This window comes from Streptomyces sp. NPDC001599, assembly GCF_042893535.1.
GTDB lineage: Bacteria > Actinomycetota > Actinomycetes > Streptomycetales > Streptomycetaceae > Streptomyces.
The window spans coordinates 135638-158460 of the sequence record NZ_JBIAVA010000005.1; the positions used below are offsets into that span (position 1 = coordinate 135638).

The window sequence follows — 22823 nt, forward strand, 5'->3', positions numbered from 1 at the left end:
AGCTAGAGTCCCACACCATTCGACGCACCCATTCGACACACCCGTTCGACGCATCCCGTTCGACGCACCCGTACGGCGAGGAAACGCGCATGCACCTGCCACCGACCGGCTTACGGCCACGGGTTCTGCACCTCACCCAACCGGTGGACGGCGGGGTCGCCCGGGTGGTGGCGGACCTGACGCGGGCTCAGCTCGCCGCCGGACTGCGCGTCGCGGTCGCCTGCCCCGCCGGGGACCTCGCCGACCGGCTGCGTGCGCTGGGCGCCGATGTGCGGCACTGGCCGTCGACCCGCTCGCCCGGCCCGGCCCTGGTGGCGGAGGTACGGCGGCTCGTGCGCGTGGTCGAGGACGTACGGCCCGACCTGGTGCACGCGCACAGCGCCAAGGCCGGTCTGGCCGGACGGCTCGCCGTGCGGGGCCGGATCCCGACCGTGTTCCAGCCGCACGCCTGGTCGTTCGAGGCGGTCGGCGGGGCCGCCGCGCTCCTCGCGCTCGGCTGGGAGCGGTGGGCGGCGCGCTGGACGGCACGGACGGTGTGCGTGAGCGAGGCGGAACGGCTGCGGGGGACGCGGGCCGGACTGCGCGGGCCCTGGACGGTGATCCCGAACGGCATCGACCTCACCGACGCCCCCGACGCTCTCGCCGACGCGGCCGGTGTGCGGCGGCTGCGCGGCGTCGGCCCCCAGGCGCCGTTGGTGGTCTGCGTGGGCCGGCTGTGCCGGCAGAAGGGGCAGGACGTCCTGCTGCGCGCCTGGGAGTCCGTGCTCGCGCGGGTGCCGGAGGCCCGGCTGGTCCTCGTGGGCGACGGCCCGGACCGCGCCCGGCTGACCGCGCGGGCCCCGGCGTCCGTGCTGTTCGCGGGTGCCGTCGCCGATGCGGCCCCTTGGTACCGGGCCGCCGACCTGGTCGTCCTGCCGTCGCGCTGGGAGGGCATGGCGCTGGCCCCGCTGGAGGCGATGGCCTGCGGACGGCCCGTGGTGGTGACCGACGTGGACGGTGCCCGCGAGGGTCTGCCGCCCGCTCTCGTACCGCACTGTGTGGTGCCGCCCGAGGATCCGGCGGCGCTGGCCGACGCCGCCGCCGCGCTGCTGCTCGACGCGCCGCTGCGGGCGTCGCTCGGCCGCCGGGGGCGGGCGCACGTGCGGTCCGCGCACGACGTACGGCACACGGCCGCGGCGGTAGCGGCCCTGTACGGCGGCCTCCTGAACGGCGGCCTCTTGGACGGCGTACGGCCCGCGCCCGCGGCGCACACCGTCGCCGGTACCGGCGACGGCACCGGCGACCGCTTCGGCGACATCGGCGACGGGCCCGCGGCCGTGCGGCGGCCGGCCGTCGTGCCCATCGAGTGCAGGGAGTCCACCTACCCGTGAGCGCGGAAAGCACCGTCCCCTCCCCCGCCGGCCAGTCGCGCGGCCTCGGCTCCGCCCCCGTCTCGGTGCTGCCGCCGCGCGACGGCACCGCGGGCCCGCGACTGCCCGACCGGCGTCCCGCACCACGGCAGGACTTCCCGCTGCCGCTGCTCGTCGCGGACGGCACGGCGGCCCTGCCGGGCTCGCTGGTCCTCACCGGCATCCCGCACCAACCGCTGCTCACGGCCCTGCTGGTCGCCGCCTCGCTCCTGCTGCGCCCGCGCCGGTCCCGGCGGACGTCCGGCGCGCTGGACGACCTGCCCGCCGTGTGCGGCCGGGTCGCGGTGGTGTGGCTGGTGCTCGCGGCGCTCCTCGCCGCGTACGACCCGTCGCACGCCCTGTCCGTGCGCACCCTGTGCGCCGGTTTCCTGCTGCACGCGGTGACGGGCTGCGCCGGCCGGGGCACGGTGCACCGCCGACGCCGTACGGCGCTGCTGAACCGCCCCCGCGCCGCCCTGGTCGTCGGTCCCGCCGCGACCGCGCAGCGCGTGGCCTCGGCGCTGCTGCGCCACCCGGGCTGCGGGCTGCGCCCGGTCGGGGTCGTCACCGGCGGCCCGGACGGCACCGCGGGCCTGCCCGTGCTGTCCACCGGCGAGGAGGTGCGGCGGGCGGTCGTACAGAACGGCGTACGGGACGTCCTGGTCGCCGGGTCCCCGGTGAGCCCCTCCGCACCGCCCAGACAGGCGGCGCTGCTGCGGACGCTGGCCGAGTCGGGGTGCACGGTGTGGGAGCTGGACGCGGAGGCACCCGAACACGCCGACGCCCCGGCCCGCCCGGCCGGGGACCGGATCGCCGGGTTCCCCTGCCGGCGCCTGGAGCCGGCGGCACGGCGCCCCGGCGGCGCGGGCAAGCGGGTCCTCGACGTGACGGTGGCGGGGGCGCTGTTGCTGCTGCTGAGCCCCCTGCTGCTGGCCTGCGCGGCGGTGCTGCGGGTGGTGGGCGGTCCCGGCGTGCTGTTCCGGCAGGAGCGGGTCGGGGAGGGCGGCAGGCCGTTCACGCTGCTGAAGTTCCGCACCCACCGCCCGGCCGACGAGCACGAGTCGGCGACCCGGTGGAGCGTGGCGGACGAACGCCGGATGCCGTGGTTCTGCCGCTTCCTGCGGCGCACCTCGCTGGACGAGCTGCTCCAGCTGTGGAACGTCTTCCGGGGCGACATGAGCCTGGTCGGCCCGCGTCCCGAACGCCCGTACTTCGTGGCCCGGTTCAGCCAGACCCACCCCGGCTACGCGGCCCGCCACCGGATGCCGGCCGGGATCACGGGCCTGGCCCAGATCAACGGGCTGCGCGGCGACACCTCCATCGAGGACCGGGCCCGCTTCGACAACGCCTACATCGACGACTGGTCGCTGTGGCGGGACATCTGCATCCTGCTGCGCACGGCCGCCGCGCTCGTGCGCCCCACGGGGAGCTGACCCAGGTGGCCCACGCCCTGCCCCTCCGGCCGACGGCGCGCGTACGGCGGCTGCCGCCCGTACTGGCCGTGGTCGCGGTCATCGCGCTGCTCGCGCTGCCGCTCGCCCCGGACGACGGTGGCGGCGCGCACCCGGCCGACGCGGTCTCCGCGCTGGCGGTGCTGTACTGCGCGCTGCGGCTGGTACGGGACCGGCGGCGCCCCCTGTCCCGTACGGCGGCCGTGGTGCTCGGGCTGCCCGTGCTCGGCCTCGCGGTCGCCGCGGCGGGTGCCGTGTCGCCGGGGGCCGGGCTTGCGGGCCTCGGCCGCTACCTCCAGGTCTTCGTCCTGGTCCCGGCCGCCGTCCTGCTGCTCGTCCGCGACCGGGCGGGCGTACGGCTGCTCACCTGGTCGATGGTGGGGCTGGCCCTGTGGCAGGGGGCGGTCGGGGTGCACCAGTACGTGACCGGGACCGGAGCCTCCTACCAGGGCGAGCGGATCCGGGCGGTGGGCACCTTCGGGCCGCAGGACGTGATGGGGATGGCGACCGTGGTCTCCCTGGGGCTGGTCTGCGCGGTCGGACTGGCGCTGGGCCGCACACCGGGGCGGCAGCGGCTGCTCGCCGCCGGGTGCGCGCTGGTCCTGCTGCTGCCGCTCGCCCTGTCGTTCAGCCGCGGGGCGTGGATCGCGACGGCGGTGACGTGCGGGGTGCAGCTGCTGCTCGCGGGGGTGCGCAGGGCGCTGGCGGTGGGGGCGGCCGCGGTCGCGGCGGCGGTGGTGCTGGTGGGCGGCTTCGGAGTGGGTACGGCGATGCTCCAGGAGCGGGTCGGCTCCATCACGCGGGTCGCCGACGCCCCCGACCAGTCGGTGACCGACCGGTACACGATGTGGGCGGCGGCGGCCGGGATGTGGCGGGAGCGGCCGCTGACCGGCGTGGGCCTGAAGGGCTTCCCCGAACACCGTGACGCGCACGCCTCCCTGGCGCTGTCCTCGGGCAGCGAGACGGACGGCGCGGGTGCCGGGTACCGCAGGCAGCCGCTGCTGTCCCCGCACAACATGTATCTGCTGGTGCTGGCCGAGCAGGGACTGATCGGGCTGCTTGCGCTGGCCGGGAGCTGGCTGGCGCTCCTCGTGCTGGGCCTGCGCAGGCTGCGCGCCGCACGCCGGGAACACGGGGCGGTGCCGGACTGCGCGTTGGTCGCCTGCGGGCTGCTGGTGTGGCAGCTGACCGACTTCGCGTACGCCGACATCGGCGGGCCGTCGACCGTGCTGACGGCGGTCTGCTTCGGGCTGGCGGCCTGGTGGGCGCTCGGCTTCCAGACCCAGGAGGTGGCCGAGCGTTGACGGCGCACGGGACGAGAGGGACAGGCGGTACGGACGGTACGGTCGGGGACGCCGTCCCACCGGCCCGCACCTCCGCGCCGGAGGCGAGCACCGCGGGCGCCACGAGCACCGCGGGCGCCACGAGCATCGCGGGTACCGCAGGCACCGCGGACACCGCGGACACCGCAGGCGCCACGAGCACTGCGGGCGCCATGAGCACCGCGGCCACAGCCACCACCGCAGCCACCGCAGCCACCGCCACCACCCTGGACCACGCACCGCACGTCGGCGCCCGCGTCACCGCACCGCCCCCGGACACCACGGACGCCGCCGAGGAGAGGCGGTCCTCAGGGGGCTTCCTCGCCCGCGCCGCGCTCGTGACGGCCGTGCTCTCGGTGGCCGGGTCGGTGCTCGGGCTGGTCCGGGACCAGGCGCTGGCCCGGTTGTTCGGGGCCGGCAGCGAGACGGACGCCTTCCTGGTGGCGTGGACGGTGCCGGAGTTCGCGGCGACGCTGCTGATCGAGGACGGGCTGGCCTTCGCCCTGGTCCCGATGTTCAGCCTGGCGCTGGCCCGCCGCGCCCGGGGCGCCCCCGGCGACCAGGTCCGCGCACTGGTCGCCTCGACGCTGCCCCGGCTGGCCCTGGCCTTCGCCGCCACCGGTGCACTGGTCGCCGTGGCCGCGCCGGTGCTGGTCAGGGCCCTGGCACCGGGGCTGCCCGACCACGCCCTCGCGGTGGACTGCACCCGGCTCACCGCCACCTGCGTCCTCAGCTTCGGGCTCGCCGGGTACTGCAGCGCCGCGCTGCGGGCGCACCGGCGTTTCCTGGCACCGGCGGCGATCTACGTCGCCTACAACACCGGCATCATCACGGCGATGTTCGTGCTCGGCGGGCGCTGGGGGGTGCGCTCGGCGGCGGTCGGGGTCGCGGTGGGCGGTGTCCTGATGGTGGTGGCGCAACTGCCCTCGCTGCTCGGGCAACTGCGCCGCCGGGGCGGCGGCGGGCGTCCGCCGGGCACCGGGGACGAGGCGCGTCCCCTCGCCCTCGCCCTGTTCGCCACCGTCCTGCTGTTCGCCCTGTGCCGCCAGTCCCAGGTGCTCATCGAGCGTTTCCTCGCCTCCGGGCTCCCCTCCGGGGCCATCTCGCACCTGAACTACGCGCAGAAGGTCGCCCAGATCCCCATGACGCTGTCGCTGATGCTGTGCACGGTCACCTTCCCGGTGGTCGCCCGCGCGCTGGCCGACGGCGACACGGAACGGGCCCGCGACCGGGTCGAGCGGGACGTGGCGCTGGCGGCCCGTCTGGTGCTCCTCGGCGCGGCCACCGTCGTCGCCTGCGCACCGCAGATCGTCCAACTGCTCTTCCAGCGCGGCGCGTTCACGGCGGCGGACACGGCGGCGACCGCGGGCGTCATGCGCGTGTACGCCCTCGGGCTGCTCGGCCAGACCGTGGTGGGCGCGCTGGCCCGGTCCTACTTCTGCGCGGGCCGTGCCTCCTGGTACCCGTTCGGCGCGATGGGTGTCGGCGTCACCGCCACCGCCGTGGCCGGTGCCGCCGCGGTCGGCCCGTGGGGCGTGACCGGCATCGCCGCCGCCAACGCCGCCGGCATCACGGTCACCGCCGCCCTGCTGCTCGCCGGGACGGGCCCGCGCAGTGTGCCGGTGCGGGTCCGGCGGGTCCTGGGCGACCTGGGCCGTCCCCTGCTGGCGGCGGCCGTGGCGACCGGCGCGGGCGCACTGGCGGCGGACCGGGTCACCGGCCCCGGGGGCGCGTCGGCCGAGGCCGCGCGGGCCGGTCTCGCACTGGCCGTCGGCGCCACGGCCGTCGGCGGTGTCTTCGTCGTCCTGACCCTCGCCCTGGGCGCCCGCGGGACCGGCCCCGCCGCCCCGGGGCCGGTCCGTCCCGTCCGTCTCCTCCACCCCGTCACACGAAGGTTCTCCACCCGAAGGCTCCCTACCCGAAGGCTCCCTCATGGCCGTTTCCGCTTCCGGTTCCCCTTCCGCGACACCGACTGTTGACGCCCGTCCCGGCCCCGGCCCCGTCCCCTGGGTGGCGATGTACCACTCCGTCGGCGACCGCTCGGACGACCCGTACCGCATCACGGTCACGCCCGACCGGCTGGACGCGCAGCTGGGCTGGCTGCGGCGCCGCGGGCTGCGCGGCGTGCCGGTCGGCGAGCTGCTGGCCGCCCGCGCCCGCGGCGGTGGCCGGGACCTGGTGGGGCTGACCTTCGACGACGGGTACGCCGACTTCGTCGAGCACGCGCTGCCGTGCCTGCGGCGCCACGGCTGCGGGGCGACCCTGTTCGTGCTGCCGGGGCGGCTCGGCGGCGTCAACTCCTGGGACCCGCTGGGCCCGCGCAAGCCGCTGCTGACCGCCGACGGCATCCGGCGGGCCGCCGCCGAGGGCGTCGAGATCGGCTCGCACGGCCTCACCCACGTCGACCTCACCACGGCGGACGACACCGTGCTGAGCGCCGAGACCGCCGGGAGCAGAGCACTGCTCACGGAGTTGACCGGCGCGCCGGTCGCCGGCTTCTGCTATCCGTACGGCACGGTCGACGCCCGCGCCGCCGACGCCGTGCGCGCCGCCGGTTACGGCTACGCCTGCGCCATCGACCCCGGCCCGCTGACCGGCCCGTACGCCCTGCCGCGGGTGCACGTGGGCCAGAACGACACACCCGTACGGCTGTTGCTGAAGACCCGGCTGCACCGCCTGCGCCGCCGGGCCGCGGCGGGAGTGTGAGGTGGCGGACGTGAAGGCCCTGCACATCATCACGGGTCTCGGCGTCGGCGGCGCCGAGCAGCAGCTGCGGCTGCTCCTGCGTCATCTGCCCGTCGACTGCGACGTCGTGACGCTCACCAACCCCGGCCCGGTCGCCGACGGGCTGCTGGCCGACGGCGTGCACGTCGTCCACCTCGGCATGGCCGGCAACCGCGACCTGGCCGCGCTGCCCCGCCTGGCCCGCCTGATCCGCACCGGCGGCTACGACCTGGTGCACACCCACCTCTACCGCGCCTGCCTCTACGGCCGTGTCGCCGCCCGGCTGGCCGGGGTGCGCGCGGTCGTCGCCACCGAACACTCCCTGGGCGACTCCCAGATGGAGGGCCGCCCGCTCACCCCGGGCGTCCGCGCCCTGTACCTGGCCGGGGAGCGCCTCGGCAGCGCCACGGTCGCCGTCTCCCCCACCGTCGCCGACCGGCTGCGCCGCTGGGGCGTGCCCGCGCCCCGCATCGAAGTGGTGCCCAACGGCATCGACCTGGCCCGCTTCCGCTTCGACCCGCTCCGGCGGCTGCGCACCCGGCGCCGCCTCGGCCTGCCCGAGGGCGCGTACGTCGTCGGCGGCGTCGGCCGGCTGGCGGCGGCCAAACGCTTCGACGTCCTGGTCCGGGCCCTGGCCCTGCTCCCGCCCGACTGCTGGCTGCTGCTGGTCGGCGGCGGCCCGGCGGAGCACCTGCTGCGCCGCACCGCCCGCGAGGCCGGGGTCGCCGACCGGGTCCTGCTCACCGGCGAACGCCCCTGCCTCCCCGACGGCTCCCCCGGCCCCGACCTGCCGGCCCTCGCCGCCGCGATGGACGTCCTCGCGTCGCCGTCGCCGGAGGAGGCCTTCGGCCTGGCCGCCGTGGAGGGGCTCGCGTCGGGGCTGCCGGTGCTGTACGCCTCCTGCCCGGCGATCGAGGACCTGCCCCCCGGGGCGGCGCCCACGGCACGGCGGGTCGTCGGCGGCGCCGGGGAGTTCGCGCGCGCCCTCGCCGAGACCCGCGCGTCCCACGGCCCGGTCCCCGGCATGCGCATCGCACCCGAGGCGGCCCGCCACTACTGCGTCACCCGCAGCGCCGCCCGGCTGATGGACGTGTACGCGACCGCCCTCACCCGACCGCTGCCCCCGCCCCCGTCGTCCCCGTTCCCGGCATCCCAGGGAGTCACCCCCGCATGACCGAGCCCCTCACCCAGTCCCCGGCCGGACCCGCGACGGACGACGGGCCCGCACCTCCCGCGCGCCCGCGCCGCGCCCGGGCCGCCCTGCGCCACGTCCCGCGCCGCCTGCGCTCCCTGCCGCCGTGGTCCCCGCTCGCGGCCGGCGTCCTCGCCGGCGGGCTGCTCGGCGCCGGGTACGGCCTGCTCACCACCCCGCAGTACACGGCGACCGGTTACGTCGTCGCCGTCCCCGCAGACCAGTCCGACCCGGCGTCCGCGCTGGGCTTCGCGCAGGCCTACGGCCGGGTCGCGACACAGCTCGCGGTGCTCGGGGACGCCCAGATGTGGGCCCACGTGCCGGTGGCGACCCTGGAGCGGAGCGTGCGCACCGCGACCTCGCCGGACGCGCCGATGGTCTCGGTGACGGCCACCTCCGCCGACCCGGAGGAGGCCGCCGACATGGCCAACGCCGTCGCCCGCGCCCTGACCCGGCACGCGGCGGACTCCGCCGACGACACCCACGTGGAACTGCGGCAGTTCGCCCGGGCCACCGAGCCCACCGAGCCGTCCTCGGCGTCCACCGCAATGACGTCCCTGGTGGGCGCGAGCGCGGGCGGACTCCTCGGCGGGCTGGCCCTGCTGGTCCGGCCGCGCCGCGCCGCACGGGAGCCCGGCCGCGCGGCGGCGCCCGTACCCGGACCGGCGTCGGCGGCCGACGTCCGCGGACAGCTGTGACGCACCGCGGGCGGCCGTGTCCGGGCACGCTCCCGCCCGGCCACACCATCGAACTGGTCACCGACGAGGACGCCTTCGCCGAGCTGGCCCCGCAGTGGCGGCGGCTGTACGACCGGTGCGCGGCCGCGACCCCGTTCCAGAGCCACGCCTGGCTGCTCTCCTGGTGGCGTGCGTACGGTTCGGCCGGGCGGCTGCGCCTGGTGCTGGCCCGCGAGGGCGGTGAACTGGTCGGCGCGGCGCCGCTGACGCTCGTACGGCGCCCGGTTCCGGCGCTGGTGCCGCTCGGCGGGGCGATCTCGGACTACGGGGACGTCCTGCTGGCCGACGAGCGCGGCCCGGACGCGGTGGCCGCGCTCGCGGTGGGCGTCGCGGCGGTGGCCCGCACCGCGCTGGTCGACCTGCGCGAGGTACGGCCGGGCGCCGCCGCCGAACGGCTCTACACGCACTGGCACGGGCCACGGCACCGGCTCGCGGACTCGCTCTGCCTGGAGCTGCCCGCCCTGCCGATGGACGAGTTGGTCGCCCGGCTGCCCTCGGCCAAGGCCAGGCAGCGGGTCCGCGCCCAGCTGCGCCGTCTGGACGCGCTCGGCGTCAAGGGCCGTCCCGTCCTGCCCGGCGAGACGGAGGCGGCGCTGGGCCGGCTCCTGGACCTGCACCGGTTGCAGTGGCGGGGGCGGAAGGTGACCGGCGAGCACCTGCGGACCCGCTTTCGCGAGCACCTGGTGGGGGCGGTGGGGCCGATGGTGCGGTCCGGGGACGCGGTGGTCACCGAGTTCCGGATGGCCGACGAGGTGGTGGCCGTGGACGTGACGCTGCTGTCCCACCGGTTGGCCGGGGGCTATCTGTACGGCGCGCATCCCCGGCTGCGGGAGCGGAAGGCGGACGTGGCGGTGATGCTGCTGGACACGTGCGCCGAGTACGCCCGTGCCCCGGGGCGCGGCACGCTCAGCCTGCTGCGCGGCAACGAGCCGTACAAGCACCACTGGCGCCCGGAGCCGGTGCCGAACCAGCGGCTGCTGCTGGCCCGCCGCCGCACGGCCCCGCTGCTGGCGGCGGCGCTGGCCGACGCCGCCGCCCGACGGCGGGGCAAGGAGTTGCTGCGGCGGCGGGCGGAGCGGAGGGAGCATGACGGTGGCGGCACCTGACCGGGCCGGCCGCCACCGCGGCACCCTCCGCACACCGCCGCTCGTCCCGCTACTTGTCCCGCGCGTACCAGTCCAGGCGCATGCACAGCTTTCCGCCGAGCCAGTACTCGACCCAGTCGCCCAGCTCCAGCGGCGAGCAGCCGACCGGGGGCTCGGGCACGGTGGACGGCACCGGGGGCACGGGCGGCGCGGTGGGAGTGGTGGGGCTGGTGGGCTCCGGGGGTGTCGGGGCCGTCGGTTCGGGCTCGTCGGTGCGGCCGAAGAGCACGGACCGGTAGACGGCCGTGGAGCGGGGATTGTCGTCGCACTGCCACACGCCGTGCGGGCAGTAGTCGGTGACCGTGTTGTACACGGGCTTGTGCTCGTCCATCCAGGCGAGCATGCGCCGCATGTAGGCGGCGTTGTCGCCGTTGCGGAACAGTCCCCATTCCGGGTAGGAGACGGGCTTGCCGTGCGCCTTCGCGAAGTCCACGTGCGCCTGGAGCCCGTACGGCTCCTTCACCTGTTCGTCGAACGACATCCCGCGCGGCTGGTCGTAGGAGTCCATGCCGATGATGTCCACGGTGGCGTCACCGGGATAGCACTGGGTCCAGGGCACGGCGTCCCGGCCGCGGCTCGGCGCGAAGTCGAACCGGAACCTCTGGCCGGGCACCGCGCGCATGGTGGTGACGATCCGGTTCCAGTACGTCTTCCACGCCTCGGGGTCCGGTCCGCAGCGGTGGGTGTAGGTGGTGCCGTTCATCTCCCAGCCGAGCACCAGGACCGTGTCGGGCACCTTGAGGGCGACGAGGCGTTCGGCGAGGGCGCGGAAGTGGTGGTCGAAGCGTCCGGCGGCGCCCTGGCGCAGCAGGTCGCGCACCTCGTCGTCGTCGACGTGCTCCTCGTTGCGCTCCATCATGGGCACGTTGAGGACGAGCATCCGGTCGGCCTTGCGGGTGCGCCAGTCGGCCCACACGTCGAGGAAGCCGGGGGCGCCCTCGATGTTGCTCCAGCGGTCGCCGGGCAGGTAGGTGTGGCCGACGCGCAGTTCGGCGCCGCCCAGCCAGTGGCTCAGCGCGGCCATCCGGGCCACGCCGCGCGGGCCGTAGTCCAGGTAGGCGCCGAAGGCGGGGCCGGGCTTGGGGCCGGGCTCGGGTGCGGCCGGTTCACCGGCGGCGGCGCCGGGGCCCGCGGCCAGGAACGCCGCCGCCGCGATCACCGCCGCCGCGGCGCGCGCCGGACGCCGCCCGGACCGGGTCCGTGACTGCCGTGCGGCCATACCGGCCTCCTTTGTTTCTCTGGTCCTTCTCTGGTCCTTCGCCGTGCATCGCTCCCCGTTATTGACAGCCAGTCATATGAAATGCCGTCACGCCACCGCTGTTACGGCTTTCGAGTGCGCCGATCGCCCGCACCGGTGAACCGAATCGGCATCCGCTCGAACCAGCCCGAATCCGAAGGAAGTCTCCCGTGTCGCTGTTCGACACCCGTGTCCCCGCCGTTCTGCTGCGGATCGACCGGAACCCCTTTCACCACGGAACGCTGGGTGCCGTGCGCTCGCTCGGCCGCGCGGGGGTGGACGTGCACGTGGTCGCCGACTGCGCGGACAGCCCGGTCCGCGCCTCCCGTTACCTGAGCGGGCTGCACACCCCGCCGCCGCCCGGCGCGCCGCCCGCCGAGATCGCGGCGGCGCTGCGCGGCGTCGCCGCGCGGATCGCGCGGCCCGCCGTGCTGATTCCGATGGACGACGCCTGTGCCGTGGCGGTGGGCCGGGCGCGGGCGGAGCTGGCCCACCTGTTTCTGCTGCCCGACCAGCCGGGCGAGCTGCCCGCCCGGGTGGCCGACAAGGCCGAACTGGCCGGTGTGTGCGCGTCGCTGGACGTCCCGCACCCCGAGACGCTGGTCCCGGACGGCGCGGCGGAGGCGGCGCGTGCGGCGTGGCGGCTGGGCCTGCCGGTGGTGGCGAAGTGGAGCCGCCCCTGGCTGGTGCCCCCGGGCGGCGGGCTGCGCAGCACGGTGCTGGTGCGCTCGGCGCGGGAGGCCGGGGAGCTGTACCTGCGGGCCGAGGAGGCGGGCAGCAGGCTGCTGCTGCAGGCATACCTGCCGCCGGGCCCCGACCGGGACTGGTTCTTCCACGGGTACGCCGACCGCTTCGGCACGGTCCGGGCGGGTGGTCCCGGCCGCAAGACGCGGGCCAGGCCGCGCGGCGCCGGTCTGACGGCGGTGGGCCGCTGGACGCCGAACCCGCAGGTGCAGGCGCTCTCCGAGCGGGTCACCGCGGAGCTGGGCTACCGGGGCGTCTTCGACCTCGACTTCCGTCGCTGCGGCACGACGGGCCGCTATCACCTGCTCGACTTCAATCCGCGCCCCGGCGCCCAGTTCCGGCTCTTCGCCGACACCGCGGGACTGGACGTCGTACGGGCCCTGCACCTGGACCTGACCCACCGCCCGCTGCCTCAGGGGGCGCCGCGGCCCGGGCGGGCGTTCGTGGTGGAGAACTACGCGCCGTTGAGCGCGCTGCGTCCGGCCCGCGAGGCACACGGGGGGCGCGAGCTGGCCTGGCACGCCCGGGACGACCGGGCGCCGGGCCGGGCGCTGTGGGCCCTGTGGGGCCGCCACGTGAGCGCCCGGCTGCGGGACCGCGTGCACCGGGGCGGGTCCCGGCCGGGCACCTCGGCGCCGGCCGGCGTCCGCGTCGTACGCCAGGCCTCCGCCCCGCCGGCGGACCACGCCGACCGCCCGGACGAGGACCGGGCGCGCAGCCGCTGAGCCGCCCGCCCACCCGGGGCGGAGGCGACGACGACGCCCCCGGTGGCCCATGAGGGCCGGCCGGGGGCGTCGGGACGGGCTGGTGAGGTCAGCGGCCGGTGAGGGCGCGGCCCCTGCGGTACAGGATCGCTCCGCCCGCGATCAGCACGGCACCGGCGGCCGCGGCGCCCAGCGTGCCCTCACTGCCGGTCTCGGCCAGGGCGGGCGGCTGCTCCGTCTGGGGAGCCGGCGGGGTGTGCCCCTCCTCGGACGGCGGCGGGGGCTCCTCCTCGCCGTAGGACGGCGGCGGCTCCTCGTGGGTGGGCGGCGGGGGCTCCTCCTCGCCGTAGCCGGGCGGCGTGGTGGGGGGCGGCGGCTCCTCCTCGCCGTAGCCGGGGGGCTCCTCCGCCTCGTTCTCGCACTTGTTGCCGAAGACCGGGTTCAGCGCGGCGATCACGTCGACGGTGTTGCCGCAGAGGTTGACCGGCACGTCGACCGGGACCTGCGCGTTGTTGCCGGAACCGACGCCGGGCGAGCCCTCGGTCGCGCCGTCCGCGTGGGAACCGGACGAGGAGGCCGAGGTCGAGGACGAGGACGAGGCCTCCGACGGGTCCTCGCCGTATCCGCCGCCGCTGCCGTCGGTCTTCTCGTCCGAGGTGTTCTCGCACTCGTTGCCGAAGGCCGGGTTCAGGGCGGCGATCACGTCGACGGTGTTGCCGCAGGCGTTCACGGGCACGTCGACGGGGACCTGGAGGGCGTTGCCGGACACGGCGCCCGGCGAGTTCGTGGCGGCCCCGTCCGCATGCGAGTCGGCAAGGGCGGGGCTGCCGCACAGGGAAAGGATGCCCGTCGCGGCGGCAGCCGCGACCATCCCCCTGCTCAGGGTCTGTCGCACTCTGGTTGTCTTCCTGCTTGGAGAGATGAGAGATGAGAGATGGCCGGAGAACGCTCCGGGGGGACGGGCTGCAGAAAGGGGAAAAGCCGGCCCCGAACCAAACGAGTTGGCCAAGGCCGGCCGTGACGCAGCCGGTCGGTGCGGAACTGCGTCAGTCGTTCACGCACACATTGCCGAACGCGGGGTTCAGCAGACCAACGACGTTGATGGTGTTGCCGCACACGTTGGCGTCGACGTTCACCGGAATCTGGACGACGTTGCCGGACAGGACCCCCGGGGAGCCGACAGCGGCCCCCTCGGCGTGTCCGTCGGCGAAGGCCGGGGCGGCCATGCCGAGGGCCATGATCGCGCCCGCGACGACAGCAGCGCTCTTCTTCATGAACTTTCCCTTCTCTGCGGTCATGCCTGAATGACGGCCGAAACCGCGCGAGCACAGCATTGACGGCTCGCACCATGACCTGCAGCCTGCAAACGAGGAATTGACGGCCGGGGAAACTAATGAACGTGGGACACCCCGAAATTCACTCGGATGCCTCACGATCCGGTCCGGCCGTTCCCCCAGGAGAGCGACGACGTCGTTCCGCTCACCGGCGAATTCCCGTCCCGTTCACGGCCGGGCGGCCCACGCGGAAGTCAGCGGGCCGCCCGTCCGGGCTGGGCTGGGCTCAGCGGCCCTCGCCGTTCGCCGACAGCACCGACAGGTCCTCGAGGACGTGCGACAGGGCGCCGTCACGCTTGGCCTGCGTGGAGTTGTCCGCGCACTGCTGGTTCAGGTCGTCCGCCAGGACGTTGATGTCCTGGATCGGGACGAGGTTGATGACGGCGACGTTGACGTCCTCGACACCGAGGCACGGCTTGTTCAGCGTGCCCTCGACCAGCGACAGCTGGGGGCTCATGTCGCCCTTGGTGGCCGAGTTGCCGAACGCCGAGGTGGCGCCGTTGCCGTTGGCCACGGCCGGCCCGTTGTCGTCCCCGATGGCCAGGGCCTGGGGAGCGGCGGCAGCCGACATGCCGATCACAGAAGCGGCAGCCGCCGCGGCGACCATTGCCTTCTTGAGCACTTCGCGTTCCTTTCGTCGTAGCGACGCACTGTCCTACGGCCTCATCAACCCGGTGCGCGATGATTGGTTGCGGGCGTTCACCCGGTTGGCCCGCACGGGATCTCAAAAACGCCGCAAAAATCCCCGGAATCCCGGGTGGAACGCGGACCCGTACACATTTCCCGTTGTCCGCCGACGGAGTGAACGGGAGAAACCCGACCGGACCCACGGAGTTGACCAGTGAGCTCCGGTGGACGGGGTTTCCTCAGAAAGGACTGGCCAGTGATCAAGAAGGTAGTTGCCTACGCGGCGATCGCCGCCTCCGTCATGGGCGCCTCCGCTGCCGCGGCCCCGCAGGCGATGGCGATCGGCGACGACAGCGGACCCGTCTCGGCCAACGGGAACGGCGCCTCGCAGTACTTCGGCAACTCGATGACCACGGGCAACATGAGCCCGCAGATGGCGCTCATCCAGGGCTCCTTCAACAAGCCGTGCATCGCCGTCAGCGACATCCCGGTCAGTGTCATCGGCCTCGTGCCGATCCAGGACCTCAACGTCCTGGGCGACGACATGAACCAGCAGTGCGCCGAGAACTCGACGCAGGCCAAGCGCGACGGTGCGCTGGCCCACCTCCTGGAGGACGTCTCGATCCTGTCCTCCAACGGCGAGGGCGGCAAGGGCTGACATCGCCCCGGGGCGGGCCGCCGAGCACTTCGGCGGCCCGCCCTTTCGCATGCCCGCATGCCCGCATGCCCGCGTGCCCGGGCGCCGGGTCGCCTGGTCGTTGGGTCGCCGGGTCGCCGATCAGCGGCCCGGCGTCGTGTACAGCGCTTCGATGTCGTCCGCGTACGCCGCGACGGCCGCGTGCCGTTTCACCTTCAGGGACGGGGTCAGCAGGCCGTTCTCCTCGGTGAACTCGCCCTCGACCAGCCGGAAGGCGCGGATCGACTCGGCGCGGGAGACGGCCGCGTTGGCGTGGTCCACGGCCTTCTGGACGTCCGCCCGCATCCTCTCGTCCCGTACGACCTCGGACATCGGCGTCTTCGCGGGCAGCCCGCGCACCGCCAGCCAGTGGGCGACGGCGTCCGGGTCGAGGGTGATCAGGGCGGCGACGAAGGGCCGGTTGTCGCCGACGACCAGGCACTGGGCGACGGGCGGGCGGCTGCGCAGACGGTCCTCCAGGACGGCCGGGGAGACGTTCTTGCCGCCGGAGGTGACCAGGAGGTCCTTCTTGCGTCCGGTGATGGTGAGGTAGCCGTCGGCGTCGAGGGAGCCGAGGTCGCCGGTGGCGAACCAGCCGTCGGTGAGGGCCGCGTCGGTGGCCTCGGGGTTGCCCCGGTAGGCGCCGAAGACGATGCCGCCCTTGACGAGCACCTCGCCGTCGTCCGCGATGCGCACGGCGGTGCCGGGGACCGGCGGGCCGACGGTGCCGGGGCGGGGGCCGAGCGGCGGGACGATGGTGGCGGCCGCGGTGGTCTCGGTCAGGCCGTAGCCCTCGTAGATCATGATTCCGGCGGCGTAGAAGAACAGGTTGAGTTCGCTCTCCAGCGGGGAGCCGCCACTGATGGCGTAGCGCATCCGGCCGCCCAGTTCCTTGCGCACCCGGCGGTAGACCAGCAGGTCGTACAGGGCCCAGCCGGCCCACAGGCCGGGGGTGGGGCCCTTGCCGCGGCCGAGGAAGCGGTCCAGGTGGGCGGCGCCGAAGCGGACGGCGAGGCGGTGGGCGCGTTCGAAGGAGGCGCCGCGGCCGATCTTCTCGGCGGTCGCCCGGCCGGTGTCGTGGATCTTCTCGAACAGGTACGGGACGCCGACCAGGAAGGTCGGCCGGAACGACTTGAGCGCGGGGCGCAGTTCGTCGGGCCTGATGCTCGGGAAGTGGCCGATCTCGATGCGGGCCAGCAGGCAGGAGATCTGGATGGTGCGGCCCAGGATGTGGGCCAGCGGCAGGAAGAGGAGGGTCGAGGCCCGCTGGCCGGTGACCTCCTTGAAGATCGGGTGCAGCAGCTCGACCGTGTTGGCGGCCTCGGCGTGCAGGTTGGCGTGGGTGAGGACGCAGCCCTTGGGGCGGCCGGTGGTGCCGGAGGTGTAGCAGACGGTGGCGACCGTGTCCGGGGTCAGCGCGGTGCGCCGCTTGGTGACCTCTTCGTCGCTCACGCCCCGGCCGAGGGCGGTGAGGTCGGCGAGCGCGCCGGCGTCCAGTTCCCAGACGCGCGGGTGCTTGAGGTGGTCGGCCGTGCCGGCCCGGACCGTGGCGGTGTTGGCGGCGGTCTCGGTGACGGCGTACCGGGCGCCGGAGTCGCGGACGATCCACTCGACCTGGTCGGCCGAGGAGGTGGGGTACACCGGGACGGTCTGGCCGCCGGCCGCCCAGATCGCGAAGTCCAGGACCGTCCACTCGTAGCGGGTGCGGGACATGACGGCGACCCGGCCGCCTGGTTCCACACCGGCGGCGATCAGCCCCTTGGCGACGGCGGTGACCTCGCGGGCGAACTCGGCGGCGGTGACGGGCCGCCAGGCGCCGTCCACCTCGCGGCGCAGGACGACGGCGCCGGGGTCCTCGGCGGCGTTGGTGAACGGGATGTCGGCGGTGCTGCCCGTGGCGGGGCGGGACGCGAGGGCTGCGGTGCGGGCCTCGCGGACGGTGCCGTCCGCGCCCCTGACGGTCTCGGTCCTGGTGCGGGACGCCAGGTCACCGCTCTCTCTCGCCCGTTTCAGGTCCCTGCGTACGCCCATGACGGCTCCCGGTCGCGGTCGGACTGCTGCGCTGTCGCGTGTACTCGGCTGCGAACTCGCCTAGAACTTACTCCAGAGTAAACTTACTCACGCGTAAGGAGACGTCAATGGGCGCACCACGCCCCGGGGCCGGGTCAGGTCAGCCGGTTCGCGTCCTCGATCGCCTCGGCCAGCTCGCGCAGGTCCGCGTTCTCCGTGCGGTCCGCCAGGCCGTCGGCCCGCTCGGAGAGTTCGGACAGGCCCGGTGCGCCCGGCAGGGAGCCGCCGTCGCCGCCCGGGGACCGGAGCGCGTCGGCGAAGTAGGCCGCGGTCGCCGTGACCCGCAGCCCGCGGTCCGACTCCCAGACGGAGTCGTCGAGGGCGTCGCTCTCCACGTCGCCGGACTCCTCGTGCGGGGTGCGGCTGTCGGGGTCGAGCCAGCGGACGGTGGCCGTGGCGAGGTGGCCGTCGGCTCCCGGCCTGGTGCGGACGGCGTAGAGGGCGGTGACGGTGTGGCCGGGGCCGACCTCGCCGCCGTCCACGCGGTCGTCGCGGAAGTCCTCGTCGGCGACCTGGCGGTTGTCGTAGCCGACGAGGCGGAACTCGGCGACGGTCTCCGGGTCGAAGGCGACCTGGGCCTTGGCGTCGCGCGCGGTCAGCTCGATGTGGCGCGGGAGCTGTTCGCAGAAGACCTCGCGGGCGTCCTCGCTGGTGGAGACGTAGGTGGTGTGGCCGTCGCCCTTGTCGGCGAGGCGTTCCATCAGGGCGTCGCCGTAGTCGCTGCCGACGCCGACGCCGAAGAGGGTGATGCCGTGCTCGCGGCGCTCGGTGGCGATGCGTTCGAGGATGGTGTCCGCGTCGGTGTCGCCGGTGTTGGCGAGCGCGTCGGAGACGAGGACGACGCGGTTGGTGACGCCCTCGCGGCGGCCCTCGACGGCGGTCTCGTAGCCGGTCTCCACACCCGCGCCGAGGTTGGTGGAGTCGGTCGGCTCCAGGCCGTCGATCGCGTCGTGCACGCGGCCGCGGTGGTCGCCGAGCCGGGTCATGGGCAGGACGGTCTCGGCCTCGTCGCTGAAGGTGACGATCGCGACGGAGTCGTCGTCGCGGAGCCGGTCGGTCATGGTGCCGAGGGCCTCCTGGGCGAGGTCGAGGCGGCCGGGTTCACCCATGGAGCCGGAGATGTCGATGACGAAGGTCAGGGCGGCCGGCGGGCGTTCGTCCTGGCCCTCGGCGGTGCGGGTGGCGAGGCCGACGCGGACCAGCGACCAGTCCTCGTCGTCGGTGCGGGCGCCGTCCACGGTCACCGAGAAGCCGTCGCCGTCGGGGCGTTCGTAGTCCTGGCGGAAGCTGTTGACGAACTCCTCGGGGCGGACCGTGGACGGGTCGGGCAGCCGCCCCTCGGACAGGGTGCGGCGGGCGTAGCCGTAGGAGGCGGTGTCGACGTCGAGGGCGAAGGTGGACAGGTAGTCGGGGTCGGGCGCGATCTGGCGGGAGTCGCCGTTCTTCTCGCCCTCGCCCCCCTCGGGGGTCCTCGTACCGGTGTCGTAGCGCTGCTCGCCCTCGCCGCGCGGGCGGTCGGGTGCGGGCATCGGGGCCGAGCCGCCCCGCGAGTCGGCCGCGGTGTCCTTCGCCCCGTCCGACGCGTCGTCCGTCCCCCCGCAGCCGGTGAGCAGCAGCCCGCCCGCCAGGGTCAGCGCGAGCAGTGCGGTCGTGCCGCGCCGCCCCCGCTTCCCGTCGGTCCCGTACCGGTTCATCGTCCGTCCCCCTGTGCTTGTTCGGCGCCGGTGTACGTGACTGTGACGGGGCGGCGGTGCGAAACGTGCGGCACGGGGTGTTACGGCTGTGTCTCGAAGCGGGCACGGGGGCGGCCCGCCGAGACCGGTGGGTGATCCTCCGTTGACCTAGGAGACGACGTCCTTGCGGGCGAAACCCCGGAAGGCCAGGGCGAACAGCACCAGCGCGTACGTTACCGAGACGGCGGTGCCCTGGATCATGCCCGACCACTCGGGATTCGGCTGGACGGCGTCCGCCCAGGCGAACTGCCAGTGCGCGGGCAGGAAGTCGCGCCAGTGGCCGAGCGCGGTCACCGCGTCCAGGACGTTGCCGACGATGGTGAGGCCGACGGCGCCGCCGACCGCGCCCAGCGGTGCGTCGGTCCGGGTGGACAGCCAGAACGCGAGTGCGGCGGTGACCAGTTGGGACACGAAGATGTACGCCACGACCACCACCAGGCGCTGCGCGGCCGTGCCGGGGGCGAGCGAACCGCCCGTGGGGATGGCCAGCGGCCCCCAGCCGTAGGCGACCGTGCCCACGGCCAGCGCCACCAGCGGCAGCAGCACCATCGCGGCCAGGCTCAGCCCCAGCCCGACGGCCAGCTTGGAGGCGAGCAGCCGGGCGCGCGGCACCGGCGCGGCGAGCAGGTAGCGCAGGGAGGACCAGCTCGCCTCGGAGGCCACGGTGTCCCCGCAGAACAGGGCGACCGGGACGACCAGCAGGAAGCCCGCCGAGACGAAGAGGTTGACGGCGGCGAAGTTGGCGCCGGAGGCGGTGGCGGTGTCCATCAGGGTGATGCGGTCGCCGGGGCCCTCCGGCTCGCCGCCGATCGCGAAGGCGACGACGAGCACGAACGGCAGCGCGGCGAGGATCGCGCCCATGACCAGGGTGCGGCGCCGCTTGAGCTGGCGCACCAGCTCCACCCGCAGGGGCAGCGTGCGGCCCGCCCGGTAGCCGTACGCGGAGTCGGACGCCGACGCCGGTTCGGGCGCGGGTCCGGTCGTGGCCGGCTTGGTGGGCGTGCTCATGCGGAACCTCCGATCAGGGTGAGGAAGGCGTCCTCCAGGCGGCGGTGCGGGCCGACCGATGCCACGGGGATCTCCAGCCGGACCAGTTCGGCGACCAGGCCGGGCGCCGTGCCGCCGGGGGCGAGGCGGACCAGGAGCCCGTCGTCGGTGTGCACGACCGAGGCGACGCCGGGCAGGGCGGCGACCTTGTCCACGAGCGGTTCGTCCACGGGCAGGCCGGTGCCGACCAGGAGGGTGTCGCCGGAGCCGATGATCTCGGCGACCGGGCCCGCCTGGACCAGCCGGCCCCGGTCCATGACCACGAGGTGGGTGCAGGACTGCTCGACCTCGGCCAGCAGGTGGCTGGAGACGATCACGGTGCGGCCGGCCGCCGCGTAGCGGATCATCACCTCGCGCATCTCGCGGATCTGCGGCGGGTCCAGGCCGTTGGTCGGCTCGTCGAGGATGAGCAGGTCGGGCAGCCCGAGCATGGCCTGGGCGATGGCGAGGCGCTGGCGCATGCCCTGGGAGTAGGTGCGCACCGCGCGGGCGAGCGCGTCGCCGAGACCGGCGATCTGAAGGGCCTCGTCGAGGTGGGCGTCCTCGGGCGGGCGGCCGGTCGCCCGCCAGTACAGCTCCAGGTTCTCCCGGCCGGACAGGTGCGGCAGGAAGCCCGCGCCCTCGACGAAGGCGCCGACCCGGGACAGCACCGGGGCACCGGGCCGGATGGCGTGGCCGAAGACCCTGATCTCGCCCTCGTCCGGCTTGATCAGGCCCATCAGCATCCGCAGAGTGGTCGTCTTGCCCGCGCCGTTGGGCCCGAGCAGGCCGAGCACCTGCCCCTTCTCCACGCGGAAGGACAGCTCCCGCACCGCGTACCGCTCGGCGGACCCGGCGTAGCGCTTGCTCAGGCCGGTGATCTGAAGGGGCACCTCGGCGAGCGCCGGGTCGGGTGCGGGCGCGGCGGTGCGGCGGCGGCCCGTCCACAGCAGGGCCAGGGCGACGGCGGCACCGGCCAGGGGCAGCCACCACACCCACGCGGGCAGCGGCGCGGCGGCGGTCGTCACGCCGGGGGCGGTGGGCACCTTCAGGTCGCCCTCGAGGGAGACGGTGTACGTCGCCGGGGCGGCCGGGGAGGCGTAGCCGAGGTCGGTGGAGGCGAGGACCAGGCGCAGTCGGTGGCCCTTCTGCACCTCGTGGTCGATCGCCGGGAGGGTGACCGTGACGTCCTTGCCCGCCTTGGCGTCCTCGACGCGCACGGGGGTCACCAGCTGCGACGGGAGCACGGGCGAGGTGCCGCCGGGGCCGACGTCGTACACCTTGGCGAACAGGACGGCGTCCTCGGTGGTGGAGCGGACGTGGACGGTGGCCGTCGGGGAGCCGGTGATCCGCAGGTCGTCGCCGACCGGGGCGGACTCGAACGCGGCGTACTGGCCGGGGAAGTCCAGGGAGACGCCGACGCCGAGCGAGGAGAGCTGGGAGAGCCCGCCGGCGCCGCCGATGCCGGGGAGGGCGGAGACGGCGGGCGGGTTGGCTCCGGCCGGGTTGTCGACGCTCTGCTCCCGGCCGCGCAGGGGCACGGAGCGCTGTCCGTTCGTCAGGCCCGGGTAGCGGTCGGCGCTAGCGCCGCGCAACTGGGCCTGTCCGTCGGTGGAGTCGACGCCTCCGGTGCGGGTGACGCGGAAGGCCGGGCCGGTGCCGGCGCCCTCGTCGTCCTTGAGGTAGCGGTCGAACCAGTCGTCGATGCGTGCCTGGACGCGGTCGTTCTCCAGGTCGCCGCCGTCGTGGCCGCCCGCGATCCAGTCGACGTCCACCGGGGCGCCGTTCGCCCGGATCGCCTTCGCCGCGGCGTCGGCCTGGCCGAGCGGGAAGAGGGAGTCGGTCTGGCCCTGCGTCAGCAGGGTGGGCACCTTGATGCGCGCGCCCACCGCCTGCGGGCTGCGCGCTTCCAGGAGCTTCACGGCCTCGGCGTCGGGCGTGCCGGACTCGGCGACCCGTTGGTACATGCGGCACAGGTCCGCCTCGAACCGGTCGCAGCCGCCGCCGGAGTTGACGAAGATGCCGGCCCACAGCTTCTTGAAGACGCCGTTCGGGAAGAGCGCGTCCGCCAGGTTCCAGTACGTGATCGCCGGGGCGACGGCGTCCACCCGGGTGTCGTGCCCGGCGGCGAGCAGCGCGACCGCGCCGCCGTAGGAACCGCCCGCGACGCCCACGCGGGGGTCGCCGTCCTTGTCCAGCTCGACCTGGGGCTGCTCCGCGAGCCAGTCGATCAGCCGGGACACGTCGGCCACCTCGCCGTCCGGCGCGTTCAGCCCGATCTTCCCCGTGGACTTCCCGAAGCCGCGCGCCGACCAGGTCAGGACCGCGTACCCGTCCCGGGCGAGGTCCTCGGCCTGCTGCCGTACGTCGTCCTTGCTGCCGCCGAAGCCGTGCGCCAGCAGGACGGCCGGGCGGCGGCCGCCGGAGCCCGCCGTGAAGTACGAGGTGTCCAGGCGCACGCCGTCGCCCACCGCCATGACCCGGTCGGCACGGCGCACCGGGGCCGGGTCGTCACCGGCGACGGCCGTCCACGTCCCGGCGCCGGCGAGCACGACGACGGCGGCCGCGGCGGAGAGCATCCGCCGCGGCCCCCGTAGCAGCCCTCGCACGCGGGGCAGTCGAAGATCCATGTGTCAACGGTACGGGCCGCCGCCGACAACCGGGGCCGCCCCGGGGCTGAACCGGCGGCCCTCCCACGGAAGTACGGGGCCGC

General features: G+C 75.1%; 18 protein-coding genes. 10 read left to right on the forward strand and 8 right to left on the reverse strand.

Translation table 11 applies throughout. The features are described from left to right. Window positions 1-89 precede the first annotated feature (89 nt). From ACFYZ3_RS15450 to ACFYZ3_RS15485, 8 genes are all read left to right on the forward strand, one after another. Window positions 90-1370, forward strand: a complete 1281-nt coding sequence (locus ACFYZ3_RS15450; protein ID WP_388517136.1) for a glycosyltransferase — start codon at window positions 90-92, stop codon at window positions 1368-1370. Then, the gene (locus ACFYZ3_RS15455) at window positions 1367-2821 is read left to right on the forward strand and encodes a sugar transferase (RefSeq protein ID WP_388517139.1); all 1455 of its coding nucleotides are present in this window, start codon (window positions 1367-1369) and stop codon (window positions 2819-2821) included. The genes ACFYZ3_RS15450 and ACFYZ3_RS15455 overlap by 4 nt, the downstream gene beginning before the upstream one ends. Window positions 2822-2826: 5 nt before the next feature. Next, the gene (locus tag ACFYZ3_RS15460; RefSeq protein WP_388517142.1) at window positions 2827-4143 is read left to right on the forward strand and encodes an O-antigen ligase family protein; all 1317 of its coding nucleotides are present in this window, start codon (window positions 2827-2829) and stop codon (window positions 4141-4143) included. A gap of 191 nt (window positions 4144-4334) precedes the next feature. After that, window positions 4335-6140 (forward strand): murein biosynthesis integral membrane protein MurJ, encoded by a 1806-nt coding sequence (murJ, locus tag ACFYZ3_RS15465; protein WP_388517145.1) that lies wholly within the window; start codon window positions 4335-4337, stop codon window positions 6138-6140. 37 nt (window positions 6141-6177) lie between these two features. After that, on the forward strand, window positions 6178-6867 hold the full coding sequence (locus tag ACFYZ3_RS15470; protein ID WP_388517147.1) for a polysaccharide deacetylase family protein: 690 nt from the start codon (window positions 6178-6180) through the stop codon (window positions 6865-6867). Between the two features lie 10 nt (window positions 6868-6877). Beyond that, window positions 6878-8059, forward strand: coding sequence for a glycosyltransferase (locus ACFYZ3_RS15475; protein ID WP_388517862.1), 1182 nt, complete (start codon window positions 6878-6880; stop codon window positions 8057-8059). Next, complete coding sequence (locus ACFYZ3_RS15480; protein ID WP_388517150.1) at window positions 8056-8775, forward strand: lipopolysaccharide biosynthesis protein; 720 nt, start codon at window positions 8056-8058, stop codon at window positions 8773-8775. Before ACFYZ3_RS15475 ends, ACFYZ3_RS15480 begins: the two co-directional genes overlap by 4 nt. After that, entirely contained in the window at window positions 8772-9920 is a 1149-nt protein-coding gene (locus tag ACFYZ3_RS15485) for a GNAT family N-acetyltransferase (RefSeq protein WP_388517153.1), read from the forward strand. The genes ACFYZ3_RS15480 and ACFYZ3_RS15485 overlap by 4 nt, the downstream gene beginning before the upstream one ends. A 49-nt stretch (window positions 9921-9969) precedes the next feature. Here ACFYZ3_RS15485 and ACFYZ3_RS15490 read toward each other — a convergent pair whose 3' ends face one another. After that, window positions 9970-11178, reverse strand: a complete 1209-nt coding sequence (locus tag ACFYZ3_RS15490; protein ID WP_388517155.1) for a glycoside hydrolase family 26 protein — start codon at window positions 11176-11178, stop codon at window positions 9970-9972. A gap of 188 nt (window positions 11179-11366) precedes the next feature. Here ACFYZ3_RS15490 and ACFYZ3_RS15495 point away from each other — a divergent pair, with 188 nt between their 5' ends. After that, window positions 11367-12665, forward strand: a complete 1299-nt coding sequence (locus tag ACFYZ3_RS15495; protein ID WP_388517158.1) for an ATP-grasp domain-containing protein — start codon at window positions 11367-11369, stop codon at window positions 12663-12665. Between the two features lie 88 nt (window positions 12666-12753). On the opposite strand, the gene chpA is transcribed toward ACFYZ3_RS15495, so the two are convergent. The 3 genes from chpA to rdlA form a co-directional block, all read right to left on the reverse strand. Then, window positions 12754-13539 (reverse strand): LAXTG-anchored chaplin ChpA, encoded by a 786-nt coding sequence (gene chpA, locus ACFYZ3_RS15500; protein WP_388517161.1) that lies wholly within the window; start codon window positions 13537-13539, stop codon window positions 12754-12756. A 151-nt stretch (window positions 13540-13690) separates the two neighbouring features. Beyond that, window positions 13691-13918 (reverse strand): chaplin ChpD, encoded by a 228-nt coding sequence (gene chpD, locus ACFYZ3_RS15505; protein WP_102929832.1) that lies wholly within the window; start codon window positions 13916-13918, stop codon window positions 13691-13693. Window positions 13919-14204: 286 nt separating this feature from the next. Then, window positions 14205-14600, reverse strand: coding sequence for a rodlin RdlA (gene rdlA, locus ACFYZ3_RS15510; RefSeq protein ID WP_352370135.1), 396 nt, complete (start codon window positions 14598-14600; stop codon window positions 14205-14207). Window positions 14601-14861: 261 nt separating this feature from the next. On the opposite strand from rdlA, the gene rdlB reads away from it, so the two are divergent. Next, window positions 14862-15263 carry a rodlin RdlB gene (gene rdlB / locus ACFYZ3_RS15515; RefSeq protein WP_003976081.1) on the forward strand — a complete coding sequence of 134 codons (402 nt, stop codon included), beginning with the start codon at window positions 14862-14864 and terminating at the stop codon, window positions 15261-15263. Between the two features lie 120 nt (window positions 15264-15383). Here rdlB and ACFYZ3_RS15520 read toward each other — a convergent pair whose 3' ends face one another. From ACFYZ3_RS15520 to ACFYZ3_RS15535, 4 genes are all read right to left on the reverse strand, one after another. Next, window positions 15384-17312, reverse strand: a complete 1929-nt coding sequence (locus tag ACFYZ3_RS15520) for an AMP-dependent synthetase/ligase (RefSeq protein ID WP_388517164.1) — start codon at window positions 17310-17312, stop codon at window positions 15384-15386. 134 nt (window positions 17313-17446) lie between these two features. Then, window positions 17447-19045, reverse strand: coding sequence for a von Willebrand factor type A domain-containing protein (locus ACFYZ3_RS15525; RefSeq protein ID WP_388517167.1), 1599 nt, complete (start codon window positions 19043-19045; stop codon window positions 17447-17449). Between the two features lie 147 nt (window positions 19046-19192). Beyond that, window positions 19193-20092, reverse strand: a complete 900-nt coding sequence (locus ACFYZ3_RS15530) for an ABC transporter permease (protein WP_388517170.1) — start codon at window positions 20090-20092, stop codon at window positions 19193-19195. After that, window positions 20089-22740: a CocE/NonD family hydrolase gene (locus tag ACFYZ3_RS15535; protein WP_388517174.1), complete on the reverse strand. Its 2652-nt coding sequence runs from the start codon at window positions 22738-22740 to the stop codon at window positions 20089-20091. Before ACFYZ3_RS15535 ends, ACFYZ3_RS15530 begins: the two co-directional genes overlap by 4 nt. Window positions 22741-22823: the final 83 nt, after the last annotated feature.